The sequence below is a fragment of the Maricaulis maris genome (genome assembly GCF_036322705.1).
Lineage (GTDB): Bacteria > Pseudomonadota > Alphaproteobacteria > Caulobacterales > Maricaulaceae > Maricaulis > Maricaulis maris_B.
In genome coordinates, this window is the sequence record NZ_AP027270.1 from 624,220 (window position 1) to 650,277 (window position 26,058).

Here is a 26,058-nt window from a genome sequence, read left to right on the forward strand (position 1 = left end):
GCAAACAGGGCTTGCGCGCGTGCCAAGCCTGCAGGCGAGGAGGCTTTCATGGCCAATGTAACCGTGGTGGGTGCCCAGTGGGGCGATGAGGGCAAGGGCAAGCTGGTCGACTGGCTGTCGCACCGCGCCGATGTGGTGGCCCGTTTCCAGGGCGGTCACAATGCCGGCCATACCCTCGTTGTCGGGGAAAATGTCTACAAGCTCTCGCTGCTGCCGTCCGGCGTCGTCCGCGGCAAGCTGTCGGTCATCGGCAATGGGGTGGTGGTTGATCCCTGGGCCTTCGTGGCCGAGGTCGAGCGCATCGCCGAGCAGGGTGTCGTCATTACTCCCGAGGTGGTCAAGATCTCCGAGACCGCGACCCTGATCCTGCCGATCCACCGCGAGCTCGATGCCCTGCGCGAGAACCGGGATGATGGCGAGCCGATTGGCACCACCCGTCGCGGCATCGGCCCGGCCTATGAAGACAAGGTCGGACGCCGTGCGGTTCGGGTCATCGACCTGGCCGATCCGGCCGCCCTCAAGGCGCGCGTCAAGGATATCCTCCACCACCATAATGCGCTGCGCCGTGGCCTCGGCCATGAGGAGTACAGCGTTGATCAGCTGGTCGCCGAGCTGACGGAGATCGCGCCGAAGATCCTGCCCTATGCGGCCCCGGTCTGGCGCGTACTCAAGGACGCCATCAAGTCCGACCAGAAAATCCTGTTCGAAGGCGCCCAGGGTGCGCTGCTCGATGTCGATCACGGCACCTATCCCTTCGTCACCTCGTCGAACACCGTGTCCGGCCAGGCCTCGGCCGGAACTGGCGTCGGTCCGCGCGATATCGGTTATGTCCTCGGCATTGCCAAGGCCTACATGACGCGCGTCGGTGAGGGACCGTTCCCGACCGAGCTGTTCGACGCCGACGGGCAGTCGCTCGGTGAGCGCGGCCGCGAGTTTGGTGTGGTGACCGGGCGCAAGCGTCGCTGCGGCTGGTTCGACGCGGTCATCACCCGCCAGACCCTGCAGGTCGGTGGCGTGCATGGCGTCGCCCTGACCAAGCTCGACGTGCTCGACGGTTTCAAGACGATCAAGGTCTGCGTCGCCTACGAGCTCGATGGCGAGCGCTATGACTACCTGCCCGCCGGCAAGGAAGCCCAGGCCAAGGTGACCCCGGTCTATGAGGAGCTGCAAGGCTGGGAAGGCTCCACCGCCGGCGCCCGCTCCTGGGCCGATCTGCCGGCCGAAGCGGTCAAATATGTCCGTCGTCTGGAAGAGCTGATCGAATGCCCGATCGCCCTGGTCTCGACCTCGCCGGAGCGCGAGGACGTGATCCTGATGCAGGACCCCTTCCGGAGCTGAACCGCCACAATCCCGATCCGGGCTTGCCCTTGGCCCCGGGTCGGGAAATCCTGCACCGTCGATGAGGCGAGGATCCGGGCGTGCTGACCAATCTGATTGTCCTGGCCGTGATCATCCTGGCCGGACTGGTTCTGGCCTCGCACAAGGTCTCCACCAGCCGGAGCTGGCGTGCCACCATCACCCCGCTGGCCTCGATCATCGGCAGTGGTTTCCTCGTCCTCGGGCCAATCCTGCAATCGGCCTATGGCAGCTGGTCGCCGCTGGTGATGGCGGTCCTGTGCCTGGTCGCCTACCTGTTCGGTCACTCGGTCCGAACCAATATCGCCATCCTCGATGGCAAGGGGATGCGCGGGCCGATCCTGCGCGGGCTGGAAACCGCCGGCGGCTGGGCGCTGGCTTTCGCCTACATCATCTCGGTCACCTATTATCTCAACCTGTTCGGCGCCTTCGGGGTCAGCCTGACGCCCGCCGATGATCCGCAATCGGCCCGGCTGCTGACCAGCGCTGTCCTCGTCCTGATCCTCGCCGTTGGCTGGACCCGGGGTTTCGGCGCGCTGGAACATCTCGAGCAGGTCTTCGTCAGCGTCAAGCTGGCCATCATCTTCGGCCTGATCGCCGGGCTGGTCCTGTTCAATGGCGACCGCGCCGCCGGCGGTGCCCTGTCGATCACCGTACCCGGCCAGACCGGCTGGTCGGCCCTCACCCTCGCCTTTGGACTGGTTATCACCATCCAGGGCTTCGAGACCTCGCGCTATCTCGGCGATCGCTATGACGCCGCGATGCGCATCCGTACCATGCGCTGGGCCCAATGGATCGCAACCGGAATCTACGTTGTTTATGTCGGTCTGCTCGCCTTCGCCTTCACGCCGGACGAGCTGCCTTTCGGCGAGACCGCGATTGTTGACCTGATGGGACTGGTGGCGCCGATCCTGCCGCTGCTGCTGGTCGCGGCGGCCCTGAGCGCCCAGTTCTCCGCGGCCATTGCCGATACCGGCGGGGCTGGAGGCCTGTTCGTCGAATTGAGCGGCAAGCGGATATCGGCCCGTCAAGCCTATGCTGCGCTGGTCGGGGTCGGTCTGGTGCTGACCTGGACGGCCGACCTGTTCGAGATCATTGCCTATGCCTCGCGGGCCTTTGCCGCCTACTACGCGATCCAGGCCGCGATCGCCGCGACCGGTCGCTGGCAGGCCGGCAAGCGGGCGAGCGCCGGCCTGCATGCCGGGCTCGCCGTGCTGGGTGTCGCGATGGCGCTGTTTGGAACCGCCGCCGAGGGCTGATCGCTAGCCGGCCGCGCCGACTGCCGGGGACGGCGCTGTCTGACGACGGCCAAGCCGTGACTTGAAGGCGAGGGCCGGTTTCTCGACCAGAACCCGCAAGGCCCATCCGGCTCCGATGGCGAGCGGCAGCATGATCACGGCCAGGGCCGTCGTGCTCAGGGTCGGCAGCAGCGCGAACACCATCATGCCGATCGGCCAGTGCAGGATATAAATGCCGTAAGAAACGTCCTCGACGTCGCGGACGGCCGCCCCGATCCGGCCGGGAATGCGGGCATAACCGAGCCAGAGGTAAGCCGAGGCGAGGGTGATATCGACCATCATCCAGCCCAGCGGCGTCCCGTGCGTAGCCAGCGCCGCCAAGGCCGTCAGGCCGACCAGGGCCGGGCTCAGGCGGACATATTGGCGGCCGGCGTGGAAGGCTGCGCCGACCATGAAGGCCGGAGCGAAACGGGCCAGGGTGCCGATCGTTTCCTCGCCAAGGCCGACATAGCCGAAGGTTTCCACCAGCATGCCGAAGGCGAGGGTGAGGGCGGTCCACAGCAGGACCTGGGCATTGCGGCGATAGAGGCCGACCAGCATCAGCACACCGACGCCGACATAGGCCATCAACTCATAGCGGATCGTCCAGAGCGGGCCATTCATGTTCTCGCCCATCGGCGAGCCTTCGAACACGCCCGGCAGTCCGGCCATCGGGTCGACCTGGCTGATCAGGTCGAGCGGGAAGAGCCAGGTCTGTAGCTGCGACCAGTACTGGCCGGCCGGCAGGCTCGTGAACAAGGGACCAACCACCAGCCAGAGCAGCAGAACCGTGACGATCAGGCCCGGGAAGATGCGGAAGATCCGGGCGCTGGCATAGCGGCCAATGGCCCGCGATTTCATGGCGCTGGCCGTGATCATGTAGCCGGAGAGGATGAAAAAGCCGTCGAGTGCACACTGGACGATGAAGTCGACCGTGGTCGCCCAGACGCCGACATAGGGCAGGCCCAGCGGGATCATCAGGGCATGGCCATAGAGAACCACCAGCGCAAACAGGATGCGCATGGCCGTGAAATTATTGGCCTTCTCCTCGAGATGACCGTGACCGTCGCGAAACAGGAAATGTCCCATGGTCTCGTCCTTTGATGTGCCTGCACGCGATGCAAGTTCCGGTCCGCCGGGCGTGAGCCGGCGCATTAGGGTTAATATATTGAAATTACTGAAATATTGGCCTTCCCAATTGGGCGGGCGTTAAAAGGCGGCTGCGACAGTCCTGCCAGATGTCAATCTGGGAGGGAAAGATGGCCCGAAATCGGACAAATCTGGCGTGGATGGTGGCGCTTGGCTGGGGTCTTGGTGCGGCGCTGATCGGCTGGAGCGAGGCCGAGGCGCAATCGGCGGACTGCCAGCGCTACGACCAGCACCGCGACAGCTATCTGCAGGGTGTGAGCGCCGGCATGGAGCAACAGCTGCGCGCGATGGCGGCGCAACGCCGGGTCCCGGTCCAGACCGCGGCCTTCTACTGGGGCGGCACCCTGCTGGAAGCCGGTGACACCCGTGCCCTGGCACAGTTGACGCTCGCGACCGCTCGCTGGCCCGGACAGGCCGAGCGCGCCGAACGGGCCATGACCCGGATTTCCGACGAGCACCACGGTGATCTCGCCGCCCTGCTGGCCGGGCTGATGCTGTCCGATGGCCGGGCCGTCGATGATCCCTACCGGGCGCGGGCCTACCTGACCGACGCCAGCCGCCGCGGCAATCAGGACGCCACCGCCTTTCTCGGCCTGTTCGACGCTTGCCACGCGCGCCGGGTCGCGCTGAACTGATGTTTCATCCGCCGATCAGCATCCATTCACCCGTGGCTGTGCATCACGGTGAGGATGCAGATGACCGGGGGTGGCATGGGACGGCAGAGAAGACTGGCAAGCGGGGCGGGCCTTGATGTCCGTTTAAGCTGGTATGCGCCGGGCGCGCACATGGACAGTCATGTCCATGACCGCCACCAGGTTTCCTGGTTGCTGGCCGGCGAGTTGCGCGAGCGCAGCGCCGGGCGCGAGTTCGAGCTTGTCGATCTGAGCCGCGGCATCAAGCCGGCGGGCTGTCCGCATGCCAACGTCTATGGCCGCAGCGGAAGCCTCGTTCTCGCCCTCAATATTGATCCTGAGTCCGACCTCTGTGATGCCATCCCCGGTCTGGACGACTGGCGCTGGTCAGCCAGCGACGGCGAGCGGAAAGCCGTGCATGATGTACTCGCTGCCGCGACAATGCTGGCTGATGGAAACCCGGTGACCGATCTTGCCCTCGCCGACCTCGTGGCCGGCACCCACCCTGCACCGGGGCAGACCGGTGATGCGCCGGACCCCTGGCTCTCCCGGGTCCGCGACTGGCTGCATGACGATACTGACGCTCACGACCTCAGCGGGCTTGCCGCGGCGGCAGGCGTTCACCGGGTCCATCTGTCGCGCAGCTTTACCCGCCACTACGGCCTGCCGCCGAGCCTCTACCGCCTGCGCTGCAAGGTCAGCCGTGCGCTTGCCGACCTGGTTGGCGGAGCCAGCCTTGCCGCCGCGGCGCAGACCGGCGGCTTTGCCGATCAGGCACATTTCACCCGCGCGACCCGGCGCCAGACCGGCCTGACACCCAGCCATTTGCGGACCCTGCTCGCCGCCTGACCGGCTTGCTGCCCGGAACCAATGCGATGTTACATCCGTTCAAGACCTGACGGCCCGGCAGCACTAGCCTTGTGACAAATCAAGCCGGACCCACGGCACCCCGACCCGGAGACCCCGAATGCTCAAATCCCTCAGTCTCGCGACCGCCATCGCGCTCGCGCCTTGCCTCGCCATCGGCCCGGCCGTTTTCGCCGAAACGCCGGAGGGCGCGGCGGCCAGCCTCGACGCCTTCCTCAATGAATTCCCTGACCTGGGTCCGGGCTATGCCGTCGTGGTGGTGACTGCGGACGACGTGTTGATGCGGCGGGTGATGGGCGAGCGCCGGGCGGTGTCCGGTGCACCGATGACGACGGACACGCCGATCTATATCGCCTCCCAGACCAAGGCCTATATGGGCCTCCTGGCGGCCCGCCTCGACGCGGAGGGGATCCTGCCGCTGGATAGCGCCATCAGCGATTACTGGCCTGATCTTGTCCTGGCCGAGGGGGTGACGGCCGCCGACTGGACGCTGCGCGACCTGATCACCCATCAGGTTCCGATCGAGAACGGGGCCGTGACCATGCTGGAAGCATATGTCGGCCATGTCGATCCGGCGGACTATCCGCGCCTGATCGAGGCGTACTCATCGCCCCGGGACCCCGGCTTCCGCTACGACAATCTGGGTTACAATATCTACGGCGCCATCCTCGAGACCGCGACCGGCCGGTCCTGGCAGGACTGGCTCGACCTCTATGTCTTCGAGCCGCTGGAGATGGATCGCACTTCGGCCCGGACCTCGGACTTCCCGATCAATGAGCTGTCCTGGGGGCATCACTGGATGGGCGAGGAGGTCGGCTGGTTCGAGATCCGCCCCAAGACCGACGGCATGATGCAGTCGGCCGGCGGTCTGGTGACCTCGGTCGATGACATGGCCACCTGGCTGCAGCTGCAACTGCGCGGCGAGGGACCCGGGGGCAGCGGCATCACGGCGGCGATGGTGGCGGCAGCCCAGACCGGCTATGTCGAGACCCATCAGGAAGATCGCCGCAACGCCGCCGAACTGCCCTGTTCGCAATACGCGCTGGGCTGGAATATCTGTGACTTTGACGGCCATGACTTCTACGTCCATGGCGGCGGCTATACCGGGATCCGCACCCAGATGGCCTTCTCGCCGGACCTTGGTGTCGGCATCGCGGCCTTCTCCAATTCCGACAACATGACCGGCTGGCTGACCAGCCGCACGATCAACATGTATTTCCAGTTTCTCACCGAGAGCGAAACCGCCGAGCGGATGCGCCAGATCCGCATCGAGCAGTATCCGCAACGCATCGAGCGCTATCTCGACGCCCGTCTTGAACAGCGCAATGCGGTAATGGGCGAGCCACGCTGGGGCGGCTGGAGCTGGTCGCCGAGCGCCGATGAGCTGGCCGACTATGCCGGCCGCTGGACCAATGGCGAACCCTATTTCGATGTCGAGCTGCGCCCGGTCGGCCCGGCCCTGATCTTCAACTGGGGCGATATGAGCGGCAATATGGTGCCAGCGGTGACGGACGTGTTCGCCGGCCAGGCCTCCCCCTTCGAAGAGGTCCAGGAATTCCGGTTTGAACGTGATGAAAGCGGTGCGGTCGTGCGCATGATCTGGACGGGGACGGGGACGTTCACGCGGGCCGAGTAGCGGACCGGGTCGCGAGGCAGTTGCCGGGCATCCGCTTTGGGCGCAGGCTGGGCTTGCACCACGAGCGAAGGGTCTGCCCATGTTCGATACTGCGTCCCTGACCGATTTCTGGCTTCGTGTCCTCGGTCTCTATTTTCTCGTCGCCGGGATCGGCGTCTTCCTTCAGCTCGACCGGCTGGTCGGCCTCGTCGCCGAGCTCCGGACGAGCTTTTTGCTGCGTTTCCTGACCGGCATCCTCGCCTTTGCGATGGGCGTCACCATCCTCGCCCTGCGCGGCGGGGCGGGTGGTGCCGAAGCGATGGCGGTTACGCTCATCGGCTGACTCGCCCTGTTCAAGGGGGTCTTCCTGATCCTTGCACCGCCTGGCCTGCTGGCTGTCCATGACCAACTGGTCGGCAATCGCTTGTTGATGCGGATCTGGGCGGTGGCCATTGCGCTGGCCGGGGTGGGCCTGCTCTGGCTGGGCTTTGACAGCTAGCCGTCACACCGGCTGAACGGACGCAGGGGCCGGCCATCCGGCCCGGCGCCGTCGATCACCCAGGGCTGGACGCTGGCCGCGCTGCCAAGACGGACGGGATTGAATCGGGCGTCGATCAGCCGAAGGTCGCCAAACTCGCCCCCCAACTCGTCCCCCGACCCGCTCCCGGCCTCGTTCCCGGCTGCGCCGGCGGCTAGCACCAGCTCGAAACGTCCGGTGAGGAAAGCGCTGGTGACGCCGTCGCGCATCGTTCCCACCGTGTGCGGACGCCCGCCGCCAAAGTGCCAGCGATCATCGCGGGCAGTGAGAATGTAGCCATCTGCCCATCCCGCCAGCGCCAGATCGATCCGCCCGACATTGGCCGAGCGCGGGTGCGGCGGCTCGCCGCCGGGCGCGAGGTGGAGGGTGAAGCGATTGGCGTCGGCCACGTCACAGGCCGCGCGGCCGTCCACGGCGCGCTCGACATACCGGCCGGACTGCGGACCGGTATCGGCCCCGCGGTCGGTGTCTCTATCGGCGGGCATCAAGCCCAGAAGGACAAGGGCGAACGGTATCATCGCGGTCGGACTCCGGTGGCATCAGGCGATAAGACAAGCCGGTCGCGCTTGAACCGGGCCTGAACGGGTCCGCAAAGCGCTTGCCTGGGCGGCTCGAACCGGTGTCATTTCCGGCAGCGGGGCCGGATCGGGACCCGCGGTCGAGGCAGAGGGCTTCCAAGTGGACATCGAACTGACCCAGCGCCTCCAGCCCGAGCTGGATCGTGGCGAGCGTATCCTGTGGAGCGGGCGTCCGGACCCGGTCCGGCTGGGCTGGACGCGCGGTGGCCTGCGCACGCTCTTTACCATCCCCTGGACCCTGTTCGCGATCGTCTGGACCTTGATGGCCCGTGGCATGACGGCCAGTGCCGACGCCGGCATGATGGGCATACTCTTCCCGCTCTGGGGGCTGATGTTCGTGGTGATCGGCCTGGTGATGTTCGGCCTCAGCCTGCGTCGTGTGCTGTCGGCTTTCTCGACGATCTATGCGGTGACCGACAAGCGCGTGATCATCCTGGGCGCCGGCGGGCGGGTCAGCAGCTATGGTCCGGGTGAGCTGGGCTCGTTGACCCGTCTCGGCTCCGGCACACGCGGATCGCTGATCTTTCGCGATGGCGACACGCAATGGATCCGTCGCGCCTATGGGCTCGGCCAGAGCAGCGATGATCGCGCCCTCGTCGGGATCAAGGATCCGCGCGCGATCGAACGCCTCATTCGCGAGCGCCTGCTCAACGGCCAGCGCTGACCGGCTTTGCTTGCCAAATCAGCGCGCCGCGTTCAGGCTGGTCACAACAGTTCCAAGGGGTGCCCCGTTCGCGTTGTGCGCGGGGCTGAGATGTCACCCTTAGGACCGGATCCGGGTCATGCCGGCGTCGGGATGGAGCAGGCTTCGCGCCGCGTGCGCGGGGGCCGCCTTGAGCGCGCGTCGGCGACTGCCACTTTAGCCAGAAGGCGCGCCATCATGAACAAGCCCACCCACCAGTCTGAATTCGAGACGCCCAAGGTCACCACCGGGCCTTTGCCGGGCTCGCGGCGCATCTATACCTCGCCCAAGGCAGACCCGTCGCTGAAAGTGCCGCATCGCGAGATCGACCTTCATCCCACGGCCAATGAGCCGCCGGTGCGCGTCTATGACACCTCGGGCCCCTATTCGGACCCGAACGCCAGCATCACCGTTGAGACCGGCCTGCCGCGCCATCGTCTGGCCTGGTACAAGGACCGCCAGGTCACCGAGTATGAGGGCCGCGCGCTCTCCCCGCTCGATAATGGCGGCGCCACGGGCAAGTATCTCGCCCGCGAATTCCCGGCCACGCACAGGCCGCTGAAGGGCGTGCCGGGTCAGCCGCTGACGCAATACGAATTTGCCCGCGCCGGCATCATCACGCCGGAAATGATCTATGTCGCCGAGCGCGAGAATCTCGGGCGCAAACAGGCCGTCGAGGGCGCCGCCGAACGCCTCGCCGACGGTGAGAGCTTTGGCGCCTCGATCCCCGAACACGTCACCCCCGAATTCGTGCGCGACGAGATCGCCCGCGGCCGCGCCATCATCCCGGCCAATATCAACCACCCGGAACTCGAGCCGATGATCATCGGCCGCAATTTCCTGACCAAGATCAACGCCAATATCGGCAATAGCGCCGTCGCGTCCTCGGTCGAGGAAGAGGTCGACAAGATGGTCTGGTCGATCCGCTGGGGCGGTGACACGGTGATGGACCTCTCGACCGGCAAGAATATCCACAACACCCGCGAATGGATCCTGCGCAACTCGCCCGTCCCGATCGGTACCGTGCCGATCTACCAGGCGCTGGAGAAGGTCAATGGCATTGCCGAGGACCTGACCTGGGAGGTCTTCCGCGACACGCTGATCGAGCAGGCCGAGCAGGGGGTGGACTATTTCACCATCCATGCCGGCGTGCGCCTGGCCTATGTGCCGCTCACCGCCGACCGGGTCACCGGCATCGTCTCGCGCGGCGGCTCGATCATGGCGAAATGGTGCCTGGCCCACCACAAGGAGAGCTTCCTCTACACCCATTTCGAGGAGATCTGTGACATCATGCGCGCCTATGATGTCTCCTTCTCGCTGGGCGACGGCCTGCGCCCCGGCTCCATCGCCGACGCAAACGACCGCGCGCAATTTGCCGAACTGGAGACCCTCGGCGAGCTCACCAAGATCGCCTGGGCCAAGGGCTGCCAGGTGATGATCGAGGGGCCGGGCCATGTCGCCATGCACAAGATCAAGGAGAATATGGACAAGCAGCTGAAGGAGTGCCACGAGGCGCCCTTCTACACGCTGGGCCCGCTCACCACCGATATCGCGCCGGGATACGACCACATCACCAGTGGCATCGGCGCCGCCATGATCGGCTGGTTCGGCTGTGCCATGCTCTGCTATGTCACGCCCAAGGAACATCTGGGCCTGCCCGACCGCGATGACGTCAAGACCGGCGTGATCACCTATAAAATCGCCGCCCATGCGGGTGACCTGGCGAAGGGCCACCCCGCCGCCAAAATCCGCGACGACGCCCTGTCACGCGCCCGGTTCGAATTCCGCTGGGAAGACCAGTTCAACCTCGCCCTCGACCCGGAAACCGCCCGCGATTTCCACGACAAGACCCTTCCGAAAGAAGCCCACAAGGTCGCCCATTTCTGCTCCATGTGCGGACCGAAATTCTGCTCGATGGAGATTACACGCGAGATCCGGGACCGGTTTGGGTCTGCGCGGGCGCCGAATGAGGTCGATGCCGGGATGGCGGAGAAGGCGGCCGAGTTCCGCGAGAAGGGTGGGGAGATTTATTTGTCGGAGGATGGGACGGTTCGGGAGCCCATCGACTGAGGCTCTGCAGAGGGACATGTACCTCCGGTACGTGTCCCATCCAGACCCCGCGTCTCATGCCGCCCCGATCCAGGGCCATTCCCCGGGACACGGACCAGAGGTCCATGTCCCTCAGTCTGCGCGCCGAATTTGGTGGGTGAAGCCGAAGAGCGGATGCAGGCCAAGGCCGAGGCATTCAAGGCGTTAGCCGGCGAAAATTATCTGAGTGAGGAAAGGGAGGCGCGGGAGCCGATTGACTAGGGGAAGGAACCTTCGGCTCTGAAGTATTCCTCGAACCAGTCGAGTTGAGTAGCTTTCACGCAGTAACCCAGATTTATTGGAATTTTAGACTCGGCTATCGGGATATTATTCGTTGGAACCGGTTGAACTTTGATTTCGCCTTTCGCAGTAAACTGGGGACCCGCAAATAAGACGCCAAGCAACTTCACGCGGATCCCACCAAGGCTGGTGTTGCCCGATTTGTCCATGTAACCACTTGTATTAAAAAGTAATACTGGTGATCCGCTGGACCCTGGGAAGCACGCGCAGTCGATAAGAAAAAGCGGCTCGCCATTGAAATCAATGAATGGAGGAGTCGCAGTGCATCCTCGACGAATTATGGGCATGTTGTTCACAGAATCCCATAGGCCGATTGGGTAGCCGATCATCACGATATCTTCTAGGGCTTGGAGTTGGGCGAGGAATTTGTCGTCAGCTAATACCTGTTTTGAAAACGCGATGAAAAAGGGGGTGATACTGTCTTTTTCCAAGAACTTCAGAAGTGGAGCCAACGGCAACACTGCGAGGTCAACGTTGTTTTCTGGGTGTTTAATCCAGAGTTTTTCAAAATCGGGAATTTGGACGGTGTGAAATGTTCCTATTTTTGGGGTGTCGGATTCCTTGTCTCTAACGCAAAGGCTGATTTCGCCGTCGACCGCGCCTTCAATAACGTGTTTGTTGGTGACGATCGCTGGAATGTGGTGCTCATCGGATTCACAAAACCGGAAGAAAAAGCCGGTGCCACTTCCGCTGCCATTCGCACTACGGGTCGTAATTTTGACGGTCGTGTACACAAGCTGATCTGTTGGACTAAGTGTCATTGAGAGCTCCCTTACAGAAGTTCCATAGCGCAAGAAAATTGGACCGACTGTGATTGTGGTCACAATCCGTCCGCAGATAGGGAAGAGCAGGGATACACACACCAATTCCCCGCTTCGCCACACCTCCCCCCATAAACCTCATGCCGAGACCCCGCCGTATTGAAGTCCCGCGGTCAAGGGCGGCGGAGCCGCCGCTTTGCGGTGGTCACCCTTGACCGCGGGACTTCAATACGGCCCCTTGCTGGCAAGGGTTTCATGCCTTCCTCCGCGCCAGGGGCGCGTCGGAATTGGCCGCTGCAGCTTGCTCTCAACCAGCGTTGTTCGGTGATGGCGAAATGCGGGGCTGACTACATCGAAGACGGAACGCGCAAAAGTTTGGGTGCGCCCTGCGCTTTCCCGCTATAATTGCATTTGGGGGGCTCAGTATGACATCTCTTCAGTTGGCTGGATCGCGCTTAAGCGCGCTTGATTCCGGTACTCTTGGTATTCTTTTTTTGGTACTCGGTTCGCTGTCTGTCGTCGCGCTCTGGTATCTTTTACAATCTATTCGGCGAGCCTTCGCGCGCGACAATGGGCGTCAGCGGGTGAAAGTTACAATCGAGCGCGATGAGACGTTGGACGATGAAAAAATTCGCGTTTCTGCCGACCTGGTCGCCCGGGGGCGTTGGATACAAATAGGTGAACCAGCTCGGGTCTGCAGTCTTCGGACGGACCTTGAATTAAACTTCGACGAATTACGGCGGAAGAATAATGCTTCGGAAGCAACGATATTCGTCAATTCCGAGATAGCGGCCAAGCTTGCCGGAAATTTGGGCAATGAGGCTCTGATCGAGTTTCTCAATCCAGCGCCGGTAAACATCTGGAGTCACGTCGTTGCGGCCGGACAAAGTCCGGCTCGGCGCAGTGAGCTGATAATTGGCGTTTGGTTCGTTCTGTTTAGCCTTCTGGCTGAAGCTGTAATCGGCTTGATTTGAGGAGAAGAGTCTTCAATTTTTCGCGGTGCGCGTGAGTGCTGGCCGGCGGGCACGCCCCAGGCGCACCGCCTCTCCCCGACCGGGGAGAGGATTCAAGGGGAGGGGGCGGCCGCGGAGCGGCCTGGGAAAGTTATGTCTGGCGCGGTTGGTGCCGCGTACCCCTCATCCGCCCTTTGGGCACCTTCTGCCCGGTTGGGGAGAAGGCGGGCCTCGCTTTTTGACGGGATACGTCCTTTCGCTTTCTCTCTCTCTCTCCCCCGTCATCCCACGGTGACCGCGTTGCGGGCATCCGGGGGACCTCGGCGTTCCGGGGCGTTGGCTTGGCGGGTTGGTGGAGGCCGGGCGTCTGGCTGGTGAGCTGGGGTCCCCCGGATCGCGGCGATGCCGCGACCGTGGGATGACGGTGATGTTTGTGGAGCTTTCCACACCATGCCGTGGACGGTTTTCAAGCAGGACACGGACCGGAGGTCCATGCCGCTCCAAAAACCGGGGACACACACCCATTTCCAAGCTCTCCACACCTCCCCCGAACACCACATCTCGCCGCCGAAGAGGGCGGACAGAACGGGCGGGGCCGCTTCAGCCCTCCTTAATCCCTGATCGCGCAGGCTGAACCCGATAATGGAAGGGAATAATCATGGCTGACTGGATGAAGACCGTTGTAATCGGACTGGCGCTCGGCGCCATGCCGCTTGGCGCTGCGTCCGCTGATGAGGCGGGTGGTTCGCCGGCCGGACAGCTCTATCAGCTCAAACTGAATTTCGACTTCTGCTCACTCGAGATCCAAATGGACTTGTCCTATGCGTTCAACTGTTCTGATTCGGAGTACAGCGATTACGGGGTGATCCAGCTCGGCACTGTGGCGCCGGTGTTTTTTGGCCTTGGCAACTCCTATCTGTCCAATGAATGCGAAAGCTGGCCGGAGATCGCCGTGGGAGAAACGGCCGATAATATCTGCTGGATCTCGGACGATCTGCGCGACAACTCGACGGCGAAGCGGCTCAGATAAACGCGCTGTTTGTGTTCCCCTGGGGGATTTGGCTTTCCGGGGCGTTCGCTTGGCGGGTTGGTGGAGGCAGGGCGTCTGGCTGGTGGGCTGGGGGCCCCCGGATCGCGGCGATGCCGCGACGGTGGGATGACGGTGATGTTTGTGGAGCTTTCCACACCCTGCCGTGGACGGTTTTCAAGCGGGACACGGACCGGAGGTCCATGCCGCTCGGCCGGGTTGAGGACTCCGCGCCAGGCGCACCGCCTCGCCCCGACCGGGAGGAGGATTCAAGGTGAGGGGCCTCGCATCCCATTTTTCCCGGCGCCAGCGCCGGGGCCACGCGCTCAGGCGACCCGGTCCGGCCGGACCTTTTCGCCCATGATGCCATTGGCGCGGATCGCCTTCTGGCATTCGAAACTGCCGGCCCGGAAGGCGCGGCAGGCTTCGGGGCGGTGGTCGTAGACGCGGCACAGGGCCTGGCCGGTGGTCAGGTCGAGATGGGTGCAATGGCCACAGGAGAAGTCAATGAAGGTGCGGTCGGCCTCTTCAAACAGGCTGTCCGGGGGCAGGGCGTGCGGGCCGACCCGGGCCTGGTCTTCCGGCAAGAGGACGAGATAGCGCGGATGGCGGCTGAAACAGCAGGCTCCGCAGGCGACGCAGTCAAACGCCGTATCGGACATGGATGGTGACGAACCCACCGCGCGAAGACGGCCTCCCGCCCCGGCCCGCAGCGCGCGGGATTTACGCCAGTCGCTGCGGTTTTGCACCTGGAAATTTCGCGGCGGACGAATCCGGTCCGGTTCGGGCGGGACGGGCTTGCCGCCGGTCCCGCTGGTGCGTCGATGCGGCCGGGCGCAGGGTGGCGGCCTGTCACCGGAGTAATCCCATGTCCCCGCTTCTTGCCGCCCTCGTCCTGGCCGTCCAGCCGGCCGCTGAACCCACGCTGCACGACACCATCGTCGCGCTCGACGCCCGGATTTTCGCCGCCTTCAATTCCTGTGACGGCGAGGGGTTCGGCGCCATGGTCGCCGAGGATATCGAATTCTATCACGACGTGGCCGGTCTGGAGCTCAGCCGCGAGGCGCTGATCCAGTCGGTCAACACCTCGATCTGCGGCAATTTCCGGCGCCAGTTGACGCCCGGCTCGATCGAGGTCTGGCCGGTGCCCGGCTATGGCGCGATCGAGACCGGCTGGCATGCCTTCGTCAATTACGGCGCCGATGCGCCGCACGGCCAGGGCCGCTTCCTGCACATCTGGCGTGAGGATGAAGACGGCTGGAAGCTCGCCCGCGTCGTCAGCTATGACCATGGTCCGTTTGACGGGGCCGGTCGCTAGCGGGCGCGGACGGGCGCCGGTTTTCGCCGGTCGATAAAATTCGCCCGATCGGACTGACCGGATTTTAATTCTGCGCGGTTATCCCTGTTGCCGAAACACGAACGACTTCAGGGGATTTCCATGACGACACGGTTCAGCGCAGCGCTTTGCCTCGCGATCGGTCTGGGTCTGGCCGGCGGCTCTGCCGCGCCGACCCTTGCCGATGACGCGGCGACCGGCCCGGCCGGTCAGGTCTATGAGCTGACCTTTGCCAACGTGTCGCCGACCTATGGCGGTGCGATCAAATTCTCCTTCGACGCGAACGGGATGGTCGACAGCTACACCGATAGCGGGATCGGCGGGGCCGACCAGCCCGGCGGGAGCGGCTGGTGGAGCCCGGATGGCGGTGGCGTGTCGATCATGGGTGATCCGACTGATGACGGCTATGATGAGGGCAATGAGATGCCGCCGCGGCCGGACCTGCAATTGCTCGCCGAGGGCGAGAGCAGCGTCACGTGTGATCACTGGCCACAGATAGAGGTCGGCGCCAGTGCCGATCCGTCCAGCCTGTGCTGGATCACCAATCCCCATGTTCTCGGCGTGACGCGGACGCAATAGCGCCGCCCTCGCGAATACAATCATGCTCCCAGGATCGAAGGGCGACGTCCATGAAAACACTGATCATCTCCAGCCTTGCTGTCTGCCTGCTCGCTCCCGCCACTCTGGCGCAGGGCGGCCCGGCCGGTCAGACATTCCAGGCCGTCGCCACGCGCAACACCGACTTTGCCCGCGTGGGTGATACCGCGACGATCCGTTTCGAGTCCGGCGGGCAGGTCACGGTCTCGGGTATCGAGGACGCGATGGGCAGCGATCCCTGGAGCTCGGAGTGGAGTGAAGAGTCGAATGGGGAAATCTATGTCGACGCTGATATCTTCTGGATGGACCCGTGGGGCGAGCGCCCCTACTGCCGCAGCTGGCCGGATTATCCGATCGGCGCCAATATCGAGTCCGTCGGCGGCGATTGGGAAGCGACCGGCGTGTGCTGGCTCGGCCCGGCCGGCGGCTCCCTGGCCTGGGAAATCACCCGCATCGAATAGCGTCTCCCGAGCCGCGCCCGAAAACGCCGAAGACGGAGCCCTGCCATGCCGGCCTGCCTCGAAAACAACCGCGCTGCCAAACGCCATCAAGCCTTGCGTCGCGGCCTCAGCCTGTCGCTTGCCGCAAGTGTCCTGTCCGGCCTTGTCCCGGTCTCCGCCGCGACCGCGCAGGACGGGGCGTTTCCCTCGCCCTCGGGGCAGGTCTATCTGACCCATTACGGAAGTGAAACGGCCTCCAGCCTGACCATCACCTTCGGAGTGGGTGAACGCTCGGGACCGGTGACGATCACCCATGTCGGTTCGCCGACCCCCTTCCCAACCGCGAGCAATCTGAAATTCGGAGAGCTCGGGACGTGGAGCCAGGCCGGGGACGGGTCGGTGACGATCAGCGGCACGCTCTATTTCCTGCCCAATGGCGGTGAGGGGCCGGACAGCGTGACCTGTGCAAGCTGGGAGACCAGCTATGTCGGAGCGGAAGAGACGTGCTGGTTCGACCCGCACGAGATCAGCTACGGCCCGCTCCTGCCGCAATAGCGCGACCCGTCAGCTTGCCCTTGCCGCCGCGCTCACCTGTGCTAGCTTTTCTGCCAACAGCAGCAAGCGAAAGGAGGTGATCCGATGATCAGTGGTTTTAAGGGTTTGGATCTTCGGTTGAAGGCAGTTTTTGGTGAGCTGGCAGCCTAGCGCATCATACACTGTCCTTGTGGTCTCTCCAGGAAGCCCCGGGCGTTGCCGCCCCGGCTGAAGGCCAGATCCAGAATCGCGACAAATGGGAAAACCGTCGGCCTTCGGGCTGGCGGTTTTTTCGTTCGGGGTGATGGTGAGGTGGGTGATGGTGGGGTGACTGACGCCGAGAGGGGCGTTGGAAACCGCCGCAGCCGGGCGTGAGCGCAGCCGGGGCGGGGCAAGGGCCCCGCCAAACCGGGCCGGCGGTCGGGCCGCTTACTTGCGGGTCCGGTCCATCACGCCGCCGACAGAGGTCGGGGCGAGTTCTTTTTCCGGGGCCTTCTTCTCGGCCTTGGGTTTCTTGGTCTCTTTGTTCGAGCGTTTCTGGCCTTTGGCCATGGGGTTCATCCTTGTGAACGTGCCCCGCCAGCGGCCGGGCGACGTCTGATCATACGCCTATCGCGGGCAACAAGACAGCACTCTTCCCGGCGGCGCTCGTGATCACGCACCAGCCGGAAAACCTGGCGGGGCGGACGCCCAACCCACCAAATATTAAGACTGTTTGGCTAGGCAGGATGCCGAAATCTGCGGCCTGTCCGGGCTCGCGGCAAGTCGGGGTGAAGAGCATGGGGTCTCGCGCGCAGGTCGTTCTGGCCGCTTCCATTGTGATGATGGCAATGCTGTCGGGTCGGGCTGTTGCGGACCTGCCGCAACCCTACCAGGCGCTGCTCAGCGAGGCGGCGGATCGTCAGGATGACGATACCCGTTTCCTGGAGACCGCCGACATGGTGTCGGTGCTGGTCGAGGGGGGGCGCGCGACGGTGCACGCCTTCATCCTCTCCGATCTGCCGCATCGGGCCGGGGCCGTCGCCGACTGGCCGTTGCCTGCCCCTGCGCCTACACCGGCACCCGCCACGCCCCCCCGCTGAGACACCGGATACCGCGACCCCTGAAACCCCGCACGAAGAGCACCGCGACCTGGGCGGTGCACCGATCGCATTGAGCGAAGCGCCCGACGGGTCGGGGGGCTGGCTGGCCGGCTCGATCCGGCGGCTGGCCGATGATAGCTGGGCCGGCCATGTCCGGGCCGGTATCCAGCTTGAGCGCGGCAATTCGGAGCTGACCGATTTCACCTTTGCCTTCGAGCTCGATCGCGAGCTTGAGCATGGCTGGCGCATCGACAGCCAGTTCGAATACTTCCTCTCCGAGAGCACCACCCGGACCACGCGGGACAACTGGCTGGTCGAGCTTCGGGCGACGCGGGAGCTGGACAGTGGCATCGGCTATTACGGTGGCGGTTCCTATGAGCGCGACCTTATCGGCATCTATGAGCGTTCGGCTTTCGTGACCGCGGGCGGTATCTGGCACGCGGTCGACGGGCCAAAGTCCAACTGGGTGCTGCGCGCCGGTGCCGGCCAGCGCTTCCGGGAGGACCGACTGACCGCAGAGACGTTGACCGACTGGGTCGCGGAAGGCGGGTCGAGTTTTCACTACCGGATTTCCGATACCGCCAGCTTCGCGTCCGAGACGACCGCCTTCGCGGGCGGCGGCTCCCGGATTGACCAGCGCTTCACCCTGACCAATCGCCTGTTCGGTGACTGGGCCGTACAGACCGGTCTGCGCATCGAGCACGAATTCGAGGAGCGGGCAGGTTTTGACCCGACCGATGTCCGTCTGGACGTGTCCTTGCTCTACGCGTTCGACTGACCGACCACGCCGCTCCGTCGCTTGCCGTGCAGGCGCAAAGATTTACATGCCTGCCTGACTGTGTTTCATCGCGGCCCGAAGCGCCGGGACGTGGCGTGACGTGTGTAGCCAGGAGTCCCCGATGCGCCTTGTTACTCTTTGTCTTGCCCTGACGGGTTTCCTGTTCGGTGCCACCGCGCACGCCGAATTGCCGGCGCCGCTGCGGGCCCTGCTGATCAATGCCGATGCCCACCAGGATGATGCCGGTTTCCGGGAAACCGCCGAGCTGGTCGCGATGACAGCCGAGGGCGGGCGCGCCGATGTCCTCGACGCGCTCGACACGGATCTGCCGCACCGGCTTGTGCTGTTCGCCGATTGGTCGCCGCGCGAAACCGCCATAGCTACCGCCGCTGTCACGCCCGAGCCTGCCCCCGCGCCGGCGCTCGAGCCCGCAACCGCGATGGCTGAGGCCGATACCGGATCGCAGACGCGACTGGGTCGTTTCGCAGGCTTCGTGCAGCCGGACACCTGGTCGGGCCGCATCAGTCTTGGCCTGCAGATTGAAAGCGGAAACACCGACCTCTCTGACTATGCGTTTGCGCTGCACCTCGATCGCGAGCTGGACGGCGGCTGGGGGCTCAATTCCAAGTTCGAGTATTTCTACACCGAGAGTGACAATGCCGTGACCCGTGACAACTGGCTGATCGACGCCCGTGCCGACCGGCAGCTGGTCGACCGCTGGGGCTATTATGTCGGCGGCTCCTATGAGCGTGACAATCTGGGCAGCTATGAAAGCTCGGCCTTCCTGACCGCCGGTGGCACGTTCGAGGTCATCGACAGCGAGGCGATGAACTGGGACCTGCGGGCCGGTGCCGGTGCGCGCTACCGACAGCCCAATGATCCGCTGGTCATGGAAGAGACCGATGCGGTTCTCGAACTCGGCTCGGTCTTCGCTTGGGCGCTGACCGAGACCACGAACTTCACCGCCGAGACGACCGGCTTCATTGGCGGCGGCTCGCGGCTCGAGCAGCGGTTTGCCGTGACGACCTCGATCGCCGGAGCGTGGGCTCTGGAAACCGGCTTGCGCATTCGTCACGAGTTCGAGGAACAGGTCGGCAGCGAGCAGACCGATACGCGTCTCGACATCGCACTGGTGCGCGAATTCTAGGCGCGGGCCCGAGTCATGCCCGGACCGGTTGAAGCGGGCGCGTGTGAAACCGCCCGTTAAGGGCTGATATGCGATACTCTTGCTTTGATACCCGTCAAGGAGTTGTCGCCATGGGCAAGATATCAACGTCCAGCTATCGCCGGGTTTCGGACCATTTCGAGCCGGACCTCGTCGAGGACCCGGCCGAGCAGCGCAAGCGGCGCGGCCATCTCGAGCAGATTGACTACACCGTGTTTGCGGCCAACCAGGCCGTGATGGCCAAGACCATCCATCATGTCGGGATCGAGGACTTCCAGAACCTCGCCCTGTCCGCCTCCAAGGCCCGCTCGGCCTGGGTTGATGCGGCAATGTCGGCGGCCCGCTCGCGCTCGCCCATGTCCGCCGAGGAAGTCGGCCGACTGCAATTGCTGCGGACCGCCTATGAGGAACTCTCCGAGGCCTATGAAGCCATGCGGCGCATGGTCGAGCGCGGCTATCTGCAGTTCCACAAGGGACTGCCGCAGTCAGGTTGAGCGACCCGGCCCGACGGGCAAGGCCTGTTGCGCTGACACGTTGAGAGACCGGGAGCGCTTGCCCGGGTCGCTCTCCCGTTGGGATCTTTCTGCCGTCCCGATTGAACCCTTTCCGGTCTGACCCGCACCTATACAATCAGAGCGGGGTTTGGCCCCGGGTGATGGGAGACGGGATGACCCGCGACCGCAAGCGTGTTCTGGCCGAGTATCTGGTGATTGCCGCCCAATCGGGTGACCGCGGCGCCTTTACCCGGCTGGCCCGGCTCTGGCAGCCCGACTTGCTGCGCCATGCCGCCCGACTTCTCGGCGAGGCGGAGGCGCCCCGCGATGCCGTCCAGGACGCCTGGCTGGATATTGTTCGCGGTCTGCCGCGTCTGCGCGAACCGGTCGCCTTTCCCGCCTGGGCTTTCCGCATCGTGACCCGCAAATGCACCGGCCTGATCCGCTCAAGACAGCTCGTCCGGGCGACAGCGTCGGCGCTGACCGACGAGCCTCATGCCACCAGTGTCGACGGGGCCGGCCTCGCAGAGCAGGCGGCCGATGTGGGTCATGTCCGCGAGGCGATGGCCGCCTTGCCGGACGAGCAGCGCCTCGCTCTGGCGCTCCACTATCAGGACGGACTCACGCTGGCGGAAATTTCCGTCGTCACAGACGTGCCACTCGGCACCGTGAAGACCCGCCTCATGCATGCTCGGCGCAAGCTCGCCGATCAGCTCGATCCGGACCGCAACTGATCCAAGACCGATTTTATGATCCTCAAAGGAGATCGTGATGACACAGAAAACCGAAGACCTTGACCGCCTGATCCTGGAAGCCCTCGACGAGGATGACCGCGCCGTACTCGCCGAAATCGGTGAGGAGCCGGGCTATTTCTCCCAGGCCCTTGGCCTGTTCGGCGGCAAGCTGGGCTGGGTGATGTGGGGAATGTATTTCGTCAACATCCTTGGCGCCGTCGTCGCCGCCTGGGCCGGTTGGCAGATGTTCCAGACCTCGGACCCGGCTGCCGTCATGCGTTGGGGCGTGCTGGTCCTGGCGGCGCTCAATATCGGCATTTTCATGAAAGGCGGCATGGGCGTCCAGCTCCAGCACAACCGGATCCTGCGCGAACTCAAGCGCGTCGAGCTCCAGCTGGCGCGTGGACAGGCGAAGGGCAGCGTGTAGGCGAAGCGACAGCGGCTCCCCGGTCGCCAATCCACGCCTTGCACATCACAGCCGCGTGAGGGGGTTACATTTTGGATGTGGCCTTCCCAAATAGGTGTCGGACGAGGCGCCGGGGGACGTGCAAATGACGCATGTCTCAAGGCACCTCGATGGGATAGGATGCTGGTCATGGCCAATACGCTTTCAATGACGCTCTCGCCCGAACAGGGGCTTTCGAGCTATCTTTCCGAAATCCGTCGTTTTCCGATGCTGGAGAAGGACGAGGAGTTCATGTTGGGCAAGCGCTGGCGTGAGCATCAGGACAGTGGCGCGGCAGAAAAGCTTGTTACCTCCCACCTTCGCCTCGTGGCCAAGATCGCCATGGGCTATCGCGGCTACGGCCTGCCGATCGGGGAAGTGATCTCCGAAGGCAATGTCGGCCTGATGCAGGCGGTCAAGAAATTCGATCCGGACAAGGGCTTCCGCTTGGCGACCTATGCGATGTGGTGGATCCGCGCCTCGATCCAGGAATATATCCTGCGCTCCTGGTCGCTGGTGAAAATGGGAACCACCGCGGCCCAGAAGAAGCTGTTCTTCAACCTGCGCCGGATGAAAAGCCAGATGCAGGCGCTCGATGAAGGTGATCTCAAGCCGGATCAGGTCCAGGCGATTGCCACCAAGCTCGGCGTGACGACGGATGAAGTGACTTCGATGAATGGCCGTCTGTCCGGTCCGGATGCCTCGCTCAACGCGCCGCTGCGCGGAACCGAGGGCGAGGGCCAATGGCAGGACTGGTTGTCAGATGACACGGCCGAGAGCCAGGAAGACGAGCTGGTCGAGAGCGATGAGTTCGACAGCCGCATGCATCTCCTGCAGGCAGCCATGGGCGAGCTCAATGAGCGCGAACAGAATATCCTGCAGGAACGGCGTCTGTCCGAAGACCCGAAAACGCTGGAAGATCTGGCCGGGGAATACGGCGTCAGCCGTGAGCGCATCCGCCAGATCGAGGTGCGGGCCTTTGAAAAGCTCCAGAAGGCGATGAAAAAGATGGCCGCCGAGCAGGGTCTGCTCAACTAGCGCTGGGCCGTCTGGCCAAGGATATGAACAGGAAAACCCGCCCGTCCGGCTCTGGCCGGGCGGGTTTTTTCTGGCCCGGACGGGTGCGTCGGATCAGGGGTGGGATCAGGTAGCGGATCCGGGCCTTGCCCGGGCGAGACCCAGGGCAATCCCGAACTGGCCCAGATAATAGGTGACCCAGACCACCGGACCGGCCCACTCCAGCTGATCGGCGAAGAGGCGTACCGCGAGCACACTATCGGACACCACGAAGAGCAGGGCGCCGATCAGGGCCAGGGTCGGGGAGCGACCGAGAACGGCCAGGATGGCCATGACCAGGATGATTGCATTGTAGACCGAGGCGGCGACCCGCAACTCTCCGAAATAGGGTTGCAGCCAACCCAGCATCACCAGGCCGAAGGCGGCAATCGCCAGCGCGGCGATCCGGCTCATTCCGCCGCGGGGACCGGCCTGCATGCGCCAGCGCGCAAACAGCCAGATATAGACCAGATGACCGAGACCGAAGGCCGCGATGCCAAGCGGCAGAACGCTTTCGTCCAGCGCCAGGAAGACGTCTCCGACCGCGCCCAGGGCGAGGCCCGCCGCGAGAACAGGATGATCCTGTCGCAGCGCATAGATCGCCAGCAGGACAATACCCGCGGCCTTGATGACCACATTCGCGGGGAAGGGCGCCGAGATCCCGAAATCATCAAACAGATAGACCAGGGCAAACAGGGCAGAGGCGGCCAGAATGAGTTGCGAGAGCCGATCACTTGGCCAGGCGTTCTTGATCAGTGTCATCGGTGCTCCCCTCCGTCCCTGTCTGCACGCTAGACTGGCTCGCATGAAGGCGCAAAGGGGACAGGGCAGGACGTTGCGGTGGCGAGGGCTTGTCATCGCTCTGGCCTTGCTCGCCGTGCTGCTCCCGATACCGACACCTTCGGCTCAGGCACAGGGACCGTCCGGTCTCGCGGAGGCCGATCTGGTGCCGGTCCTTGTCGAGGTCGAAGCGATGCTGGCCGAGCGGCCGCATGCCCGTGACGAGGCCTGGCGCACCCTGTCCCAGCCAAGACTGCCGCGGATCGCGCCGGATCCGGGATCTCCCGACCATGCGCGGGTCACCTTCGCCTGGCGTGGCGGACCGGAGACCACCAGTGTCCGGCTCGACAGCGTCATCAACGTGGCGCAGGCCCGGCAGCCGGTGACCGACTACCGCGCCGATTTCACCCTGCCGCTAACCCGTATCGAGGGCTCTGACATCTGGGTGCTGACCCTGTCCGTGCCGCGCGACGTGGCCGCCGTCTATTCCTTCCTGGTCGAGGACGGTGCGGGTCTTCAGCGCTGGTCGGACCCGGCCAACCCGTCCCGGCTCGGCGGTGTCGATGGTGAGTCCCTGTTACGGCTGGACCGGGCGCCAAGCGCCGGCATTCACCGTCCGCTGGCCTTTGATGCGGTTATCGAACCGCAAGGGCTTGAGATTGCCAGCGCAGCGCTCAACCGGTCGGTACAGGTCTCGATCTACCGTTCGCCCGAGGCGGCGGACGACGCCCCGCTCCTGATCCTCTACGACGCTTTCCTGTGGGGCCAGCGGGCCCCGGCCAGCGATCTGCTGGCGCGTCTGGCCGAGCGCGGCGACATCCCGCCGAGCCATCTCGTCCTGATCGATCAACTCGACGGGGCCAGTGCCAACCAGGCCTATGCCGATCAGGCGGTTTTCGTGGCGGAAGAGTTGCTGCCAGCCTTGCGCCGCGAAGCGGGCCTTGCGCCCCGGCGCGAGACAACGCTGCTGGCCGGCGCCTCCCGGCGCGGCCTGTCCGCCACCCTGACGGCGCTGGCTCGTCCGGACCTGATCGGCGGGGTGATTTCCCTGTCCGGCTCGTTCTACTGGGCGCCCGAGGGCGAGGACGCGGAGTGGGCGCGTCGCCAGCTCGATCGGGCACCGGCCAACCCGCCCCGCTTCCATCTCGCCGCCGGGCGGCTGGAAACGGTGCTGACCAGTACCAATCGCGGTCATGTCATGCTGGACACCAATACCGCCATGGCCGAGGCTCTCGCCGCGCAGGGTTATCCGGCGCGGCTGACGGTCTTCCCCGGCGGCCACGACATCGCCGGCTGGCGCAGCGCGCTGGCAGACGGGCTCACTGCCCTGCTCGGAGAGCCGACCCCGGTCGACTAGCCTATTTCGGCGGTTTGCCGCCGGTGGCCGGACGCTCGGCGCCTGTATTGGTGAGGCGACCCGCTGCGAAGTCCTCGAGATAGGGAATCCAGCGCTCTGACCGGGCCGCGATGTAAATCATCGGACCACCCGGATTGGAGCGGAAATTGCTGTCTGTGGCGACGACGAAATACTCATCGCCCTCGCGCACCATGAAGGGCGACCCGCTATCACCCCGCGTGGTGTCGCAATCATGGGCCATGGTGTTGTCGTCCTCGATATCGACCATGTGGCAGCCGATATTGCCCGACAGGTGTGTCCCGGTATCCCAGCTATAGCCGCCTTGATAGAGGTCGGCGGCCATTGCGCCGCGGCGGCCGGCCGTCTCGACCAGACCCCGCACGCCGACATGACCGAGGGTGTCGCCCAGCGGGCGGTCGATGCGCAGCAGCGCCCAATCAGTGCCGTCGAGGGCGTCACCGGAGGAGAAGCGGCGCTCATCCCAGTCGGGGTCGATGAAGTGATCAATGACGCGGGCGGAGAGCGGGCCGCCGGCGCGGTCATAGGCGGTCTCGAAGGTGCCACGCGAGTCGGTGCGGCCATCCTCATTGATGCAATGCGAGGCGGTGACGAGAATGTCGGATCCGATCAGTGTCGCGGTGCAGGCGCCGCCACTGTCGAAGGAGATCTGGCCGACCACCGACCACGGGAAGACCGAGGTGTCGTGGAAGACGCGGTCATCGCGGCCGAAATAATGGTCATTGATTGTCAAGGGACGCTCGCGTCCAAAGCAATCGGCCCGGTCTGTGCGGTCGGGGCAGGTGCCATCGCCAACGCCGGGCTCATTGCAGACGTCATCGAAGGCGGTCTCGCAGCTGTCATTGCGAAAGCGCAGATGGATGATGTCACCGCAATCGGCGAGGTCGGTCGCCTGGGTACAGGCACCGGTCCCGAAGCCCGGCTCGTCACATTCGCCGTCATTGGCCCAGCGACAGGTATTGTCCTCGACGCCTTCGACCAGACGCCAGCAGTCGGAGTAGTCGGTCCCGACCTGGCAGGCTCCGGTGCCGATGCCCGGGTCATCGCACTCGCCGTCATTGGCCCACTGGCAGGTATCATTGCCGGTATACCGGGTCGACGGAGCATTGCCCGCGCCCGGCTTGGGCGGCTTGACGCCAGCCTGGCGCAGCCAGTTGCCGATATCGCGGCTGGTCAGGCGTTCTTCATCCCGCGCGCCGGCGAGGGCGGGCTCATCGGGCGTCGCCGACTGGGCGAAGCTGCTCGAGGACATGACGAGTGCCAGGGCGGCAATCCAGATGTGATGGCGCATGATGATGACGTGTCCCCCGAGCCCGGTCGATGACGGTGGTGTCGCGTTCTGCGCGCACCGTATGCCTGCTTATCTTTCAAGCTTGCGTCGAAGCCAAGTGCTTCCCCAAGCCTCTTGTGTCCGACATC

29 protein-coding genes and 1 riboswitch are annotated in these 26,058 nt (G+C 64.5%); of the genes, 22 read left to right on the forward strand and 7 right to left on the reverse strand.

Annotation, left to right across the window (positions count from 1 at the left end; translation table 11 throughout):
- The first annotated feature begins 48 nt into the window (after nucleotides 1-48).
- Entirely contained in the window at nucleotides 49-1,338 is a 1,290-nt protein-coding gene (locus AAA969_RS02760) for an adenylosuccinate synthase (RefSeq protein ID WP_338243377.1), read from the forward strand.
- Between the two features lie 80 nt (nucleotides 1,339-1,418).
- Nucleotides 1,419-2,615, forward strand: a complete 1,197-nt coding sequence (locus tag AAA969_RS02765; RefSeq protein ID WP_338243379.1) for a hypothetical protein — start codon at nucleotides 1,419-1,421, stop codon at nucleotides 2,613-2,615.
- A 3-nt stretch (nucleotides 2,616-2,618) separates the two neighbouring features.
- Here the strand turns inward: AAA969_RS02765 and AAA969_RS02770 are convergent, their stop codons facing one another.
- Nucleotides 2,619-3,722 (reverse strand): acyltransferase family protein, encoded by a 1,104-nt coding sequence (locus AAA969_RS02770; RefSeq protein ID WP_338243381.1) that lies wholly within the window; start codon nucleotides 3,720-3,722, stop codon nucleotides 2,619-2,621.
- A gap of 170 nt (nucleotides 3,723-3,892) precedes the next feature.
- Here AAA969_RS02770 and AAA969_RS02775 point away from each other — a divergent pair, with 170 nt between their 5' ends.
- The 4 genes from AAA969_RS02775 (at nucleotide 3,893) to AAA969_RS02790 (ending at nucleotide 7,239) form a co-directional block, all read left to right on the forward strand.
- A complete protein-coding gene (locus AAA969_RS02775) occupies nucleotides 3,893-4,417 on the forward strand; it encodes a hypothetical protein (RefSeq protein ID WP_338243383.1) in 525 nt (174 codons plus the stop codon).
- 150 nt (nucleotides 4,418-4,567) lie between these two features.
- Nucleotides 4,568-5,263 carry a helix-turn-helix domain-containing protein gene (locus AAA969_RS02780; protein ID WP_338243385.1) on the forward strand — a complete coding sequence of 232 codons (696 nt, stop codon included), beginning with the start codon at nucleotides 4,568-4,570 and terminating at the stop codon, nucleotides 5,261-5,263.
- A gap of 118 nt (nucleotides 5,264-5,381) precedes the next feature.
- Nucleotides 5,382-6,917, forward strand: a complete 1,536-nt coding sequence (locus AAA969_RS02785; protein WP_338243386.1) for a serine hydrolase domain-containing protein — start codon at nucleotides 5,382-5,384, stop codon at nucleotides 6,915-6,917.
- 79 nt (nucleotides 6,918-6,996) lie between these two features.
- Nucleotides 6,997-7,239, forward strand: a complete 243-nt coding sequence (locus tag AAA969_RS02790; protein ID WP_338243388.1) for a hypothetical protein — start codon at nucleotides 6,997-6,999, stop codon at nucleotides 7,237-7,239.
- 152 nt (nucleotides 7,240-7,391) lie between these two features.
- Here AAA969_RS02790 and AAA969_RS02795 read toward each other — a convergent pair whose 3' ends face one another.
- Nucleotides 7,392-7,952, reverse strand: a complete 561-nt coding sequence (locus tag AAA969_RS02795) for a hypothetical protein (RefSeq protein WP_338243390.1) — start codon at nucleotides 7,950-7,952, stop codon at nucleotides 7,392-7,394.
- 160 nt (nucleotides 7,953-8,112) lie between these two features.
- Here AAA969_RS02795 and AAA969_RS02800 point away from each other — a divergent pair, with 160 nt between their 5' ends.
- A complete protein-coding gene (locus AAA969_RS02800) occupies nucleotides 8,113-8,676 on the forward strand; it encodes a hypothetical protein (RefSeq protein ID WP_338243392.1) in 564 nt (187 codons plus the stop codon).
- Nucleotides 8,677-8,721: 45 nt separating this feature from the next.
- A riboswitch (TPP riboswitch) is annotated at nucleotides 8,722-8,826 on the forward strand.
- Nucleotides 8,827-8,892: 66 nt separating this feature from the next.
- The gene (gene thiC, locus AAA969_RS02805; protein WP_338243394.1) at nucleotides 8,893-10,764 is read left to right on the forward strand and encodes a phosphomethylpyrimidine synthase ThiC; all 1,872 of its coding nucleotides are present in this window, start codon (nucleotides 8,893-8,895) and stop codon (nucleotides 10,762-10,764) included.
- A 236-nt stretch (nucleotides 10,765-11,000) separates the two neighbouring features.
- On the opposite strand, the gene AAA969_RS02810 is transcribed toward thiC, so the two are convergent.
- The gene (locus AAA969_RS02810) at nucleotides 11,001-11,843 is read right to left on the reverse strand and encodes a S1 family peptidase (protein WP_338243396.1); all 843 of its coding nucleotides are present in this window, start codon (nucleotides 11,841-11,843) and stop codon (nucleotides 11,001-11,003) included.
- A 425-nt stretch (nucleotides 11,844-12,268) separates the two neighbouring features.
- Between AAA969_RS02810 and AAA969_RS02815 the strand changes: the two genes are divergently transcribed.
- Together AAA969_RS02815 and AAA969_RS02820 are read left to right on the forward strand one after the other, a co-directional pair.
- Nucleotides 12,269-12,817 carry a hypothetical protein gene (locus AAA969_RS02815; RefSeq protein ID WP_338243398.1) on the forward strand — a complete coding sequence of 183 codons (549 nt, stop codon included), beginning with the start codon at nucleotides 12,269-12,271 and terminating at the stop codon, nucleotides 12,815-12,817.
- A gap of 637 nt (nucleotides 12,818-13,454) precedes the next feature.
- The gene (locus tag AAA969_RS02820) at nucleotides 13,455-13,826 is read left to right on the forward strand and encodes a hypothetical protein (protein ID WP_338243400.1); all 372 of its coding nucleotides are present in this window, start codon (nucleotides 13,455-13,457) and stop codon (nucleotides 13,824-13,826) included.
- Between the two features lie 323 nt (nucleotides 13,827-14,149).
- Here AAA969_RS02820 and AAA969_RS02825 read toward each other — a convergent pair whose 3' ends face one another.
- Nucleotides 14,150-14,485 (reverse strand): YkgJ family cysteine cluster protein, encoded by a 336-nt coding sequence (locus AAA969_RS02825; RefSeq protein WP_338243402.1) that lies wholly within the window; start codon nucleotides 14,483-14,485, stop codon nucleotides 14,150-14,152.
- Between the two features lie 206 nt (nucleotides 14,486-14,691).
- Here AAA969_RS02825 and AAA969_RS02830 point away from each other — a divergent pair, with 206 nt between their 5' ends.
- From AAA969_RS02830 to AAA969_RS02845, 4 genes are all read left to right on the forward strand, one after another.
- A complete protein-coding gene (locus tag AAA969_RS02830) occupies nucleotides 14,692-15,141 on the forward strand; it encodes a nuclear transport factor 2 family protein (RefSeq protein WP_338243404.1) in 450 nt (149 codons plus the stop codon).
- Between the two features lie 120 nt (nucleotides 15,142-15,261).
- On the forward strand, nucleotides 15,262-15,738 hold the full coding sequence (locus AAA969_RS02835) for a hypothetical protein (RefSeq protein WP_338243405.1): 477 nt from the start codon (nucleotides 15,262-15,264) through the stop codon (nucleotides 15,736-15,738).
- A gap of 50 nt (nucleotides 15,739-15,788) precedes the next feature.
- Nucleotides 15,789-16,217: a hypothetical protein gene (locus AAA969_RS02840; RefSeq protein WP_338243407.1), complete on the forward strand. Its 429-nt coding sequence runs from the start codon at nucleotides 15,789-15,791 to the stop codon at nucleotides 16,215-16,217.
- A gap of 45 nt (nucleotides 16,218-16,262) precedes the next feature.
- The gene (locus AAA969_RS02845; RefSeq protein WP_338243409.1) at nucleotides 16,263-16,751 is read left to right on the forward strand and encodes a hypothetical protein; all 489 of its coding nucleotides are present in this window, start codon (nucleotides 16,263-16,265) and stop codon (nucleotides 16,749-16,751) included.
- A 408-nt stretch (nucleotides 16,752-17,159) separates the two neighbouring features.
- On the opposite strand, the gene AAA969_RS02850 is transcribed toward AAA969_RS02845, so the two are convergent.
- A complete protein-coding gene (locus AAA969_RS02850; protein ID WP_338243411.1) occupies nucleotides 17,160-17,282 on the reverse strand; it encodes a hypothetical protein in 123 nt (40 codons plus the stop codon).
- Nucleotides 17,283-17,509: 227 nt separating this feature from the next.
- Here AAA969_RS02850 and AAA969_RS02855 point away from each other — a divergent pair, with 227 nt between their 5' ends.
- The 7 genes from AAA969_RS02855 (at nucleotide 17,510) to rpoH (ending at nucleotide 22,466) form a co-directional block, all read left to right on the forward strand.
- A complete protein-coding gene (locus tag AAA969_RS02855; RefSeq protein ID WP_338243413.1) occupies nucleotides 17,510-17,812 on the forward strand; it encodes a hypothetical protein in 303 nt (100 codons plus the stop codon).
- Nucleotides 17,813-17,882: 70 nt separating this feature from the next.
- Complete coding sequence (locus AAA969_RS02860; RefSeq protein WP_338243415.1) at nucleotides 17,883-18,590, forward strand: DUF481 domain-containing protein; 708 nt, start codon at nucleotides 17,883-17,885, stop codon at nucleotides 18,588-18,590.
- 121 nt (nucleotides 18,591-18,711) lie between these two features.
- Complete coding sequence (locus AAA969_RS02865) at nucleotides 18,712-19,737, forward strand: DUF481 domain-containing protein (RefSeq protein WP_338243417.1); 1,026 nt, start codon at nucleotides 18,712-18,714, stop codon at nucleotides 19,735-19,737.
- A 110-nt stretch (nucleotides 19,738-19,847) separates the two neighbouring features.
- A complete protein-coding gene (locus AAA969_RS02870) occupies nucleotides 19,848-20,249 on the forward strand; it encodes a hypothetical protein (RefSeq protein WP_338243419.1) in 402 nt (133 codons plus the stop codon).
- Nucleotides 20,250-20,422: 173 nt separating this feature from the next.
- Complete coding sequence (locus AAA969_RS02875; RefSeq protein WP_338243421.1) at nucleotides 20,423-20,983, forward strand: RNA polymerase sigma factor; 561 nt, start codon at nucleotides 20,423-20,425, stop codon at nucleotides 20,981-20,983.
- A 37-nt stretch (nucleotides 20,984-21,020) separates the two neighbouring features.
- Nucleotides 21,021-21,410 (forward strand): DUF6768 family protein, encoded by a 390-nt coding sequence (locus AAA969_RS02880; RefSeq protein ID WP_338243423.1) that lies wholly within the window; start codon nucleotides 21,021-21,023, stop codon nucleotides 21,408-21,410.
- Nucleotides 21,411-21,578: 168 nt separating this feature from the next.
- Nucleotides 21,579-22,466, forward strand: coding sequence for an RNA polymerase sigma factor RpoH (gene rpoH, locus AAA969_RS02885; RefSeq protein ID WP_338243425.1), 888 nt, complete (start codon nucleotides 21,579-21,581; stop codon nucleotides 22,464-22,466).
- Nucleotides 22,467-22,571: 105 nt separating this feature from the next.
- Here rpoH and AAA969_RS02890 read toward each other — a convergent pair whose 3' ends face one another.
- Entirely contained in the window at nucleotides 22,572-23,246 is a 675-nt protein-coding gene (locus AAA969_RS02890; RefSeq protein ID WP_338243427.1) for a lysoplasmalogenase, read from the reverse strand.
- Between the two features lie 73 nt (nucleotides 23,247-23,319).
- On the opposite strand from AAA969_RS02890, the gene AAA969_RS02895 reads away from it, so the two are divergent.
- Nucleotides 23,320-24,621 (forward strand): alpha/beta hydrolase-fold protein, encoded by a 1,302-nt coding sequence (locus tag AAA969_RS02895; RefSeq protein WP_338243429.1) that lies wholly within the window; start codon nucleotides 23,320-23,322, stop codon nucleotides 24,619-24,621.
- A gap of 1 nt (nucleotide 24,622) precedes the next feature.
- Here AAA969_RS02895 and AAA969_RS02900 read toward each other — a convergent pair whose 3' ends face one another.
- Complete coding sequence (locus AAA969_RS02900) at nucleotides 24,623-25,930, reverse strand: trypsin-like serine peptidase (RefSeq protein WP_338243431.1); 1,308 nt, start codon at nucleotides 25,928-25,930, stop codon at nucleotides 24,623-24,625.
- Nucleotides 25,931-26,058 lie beyond the last annotated feature (128 nt).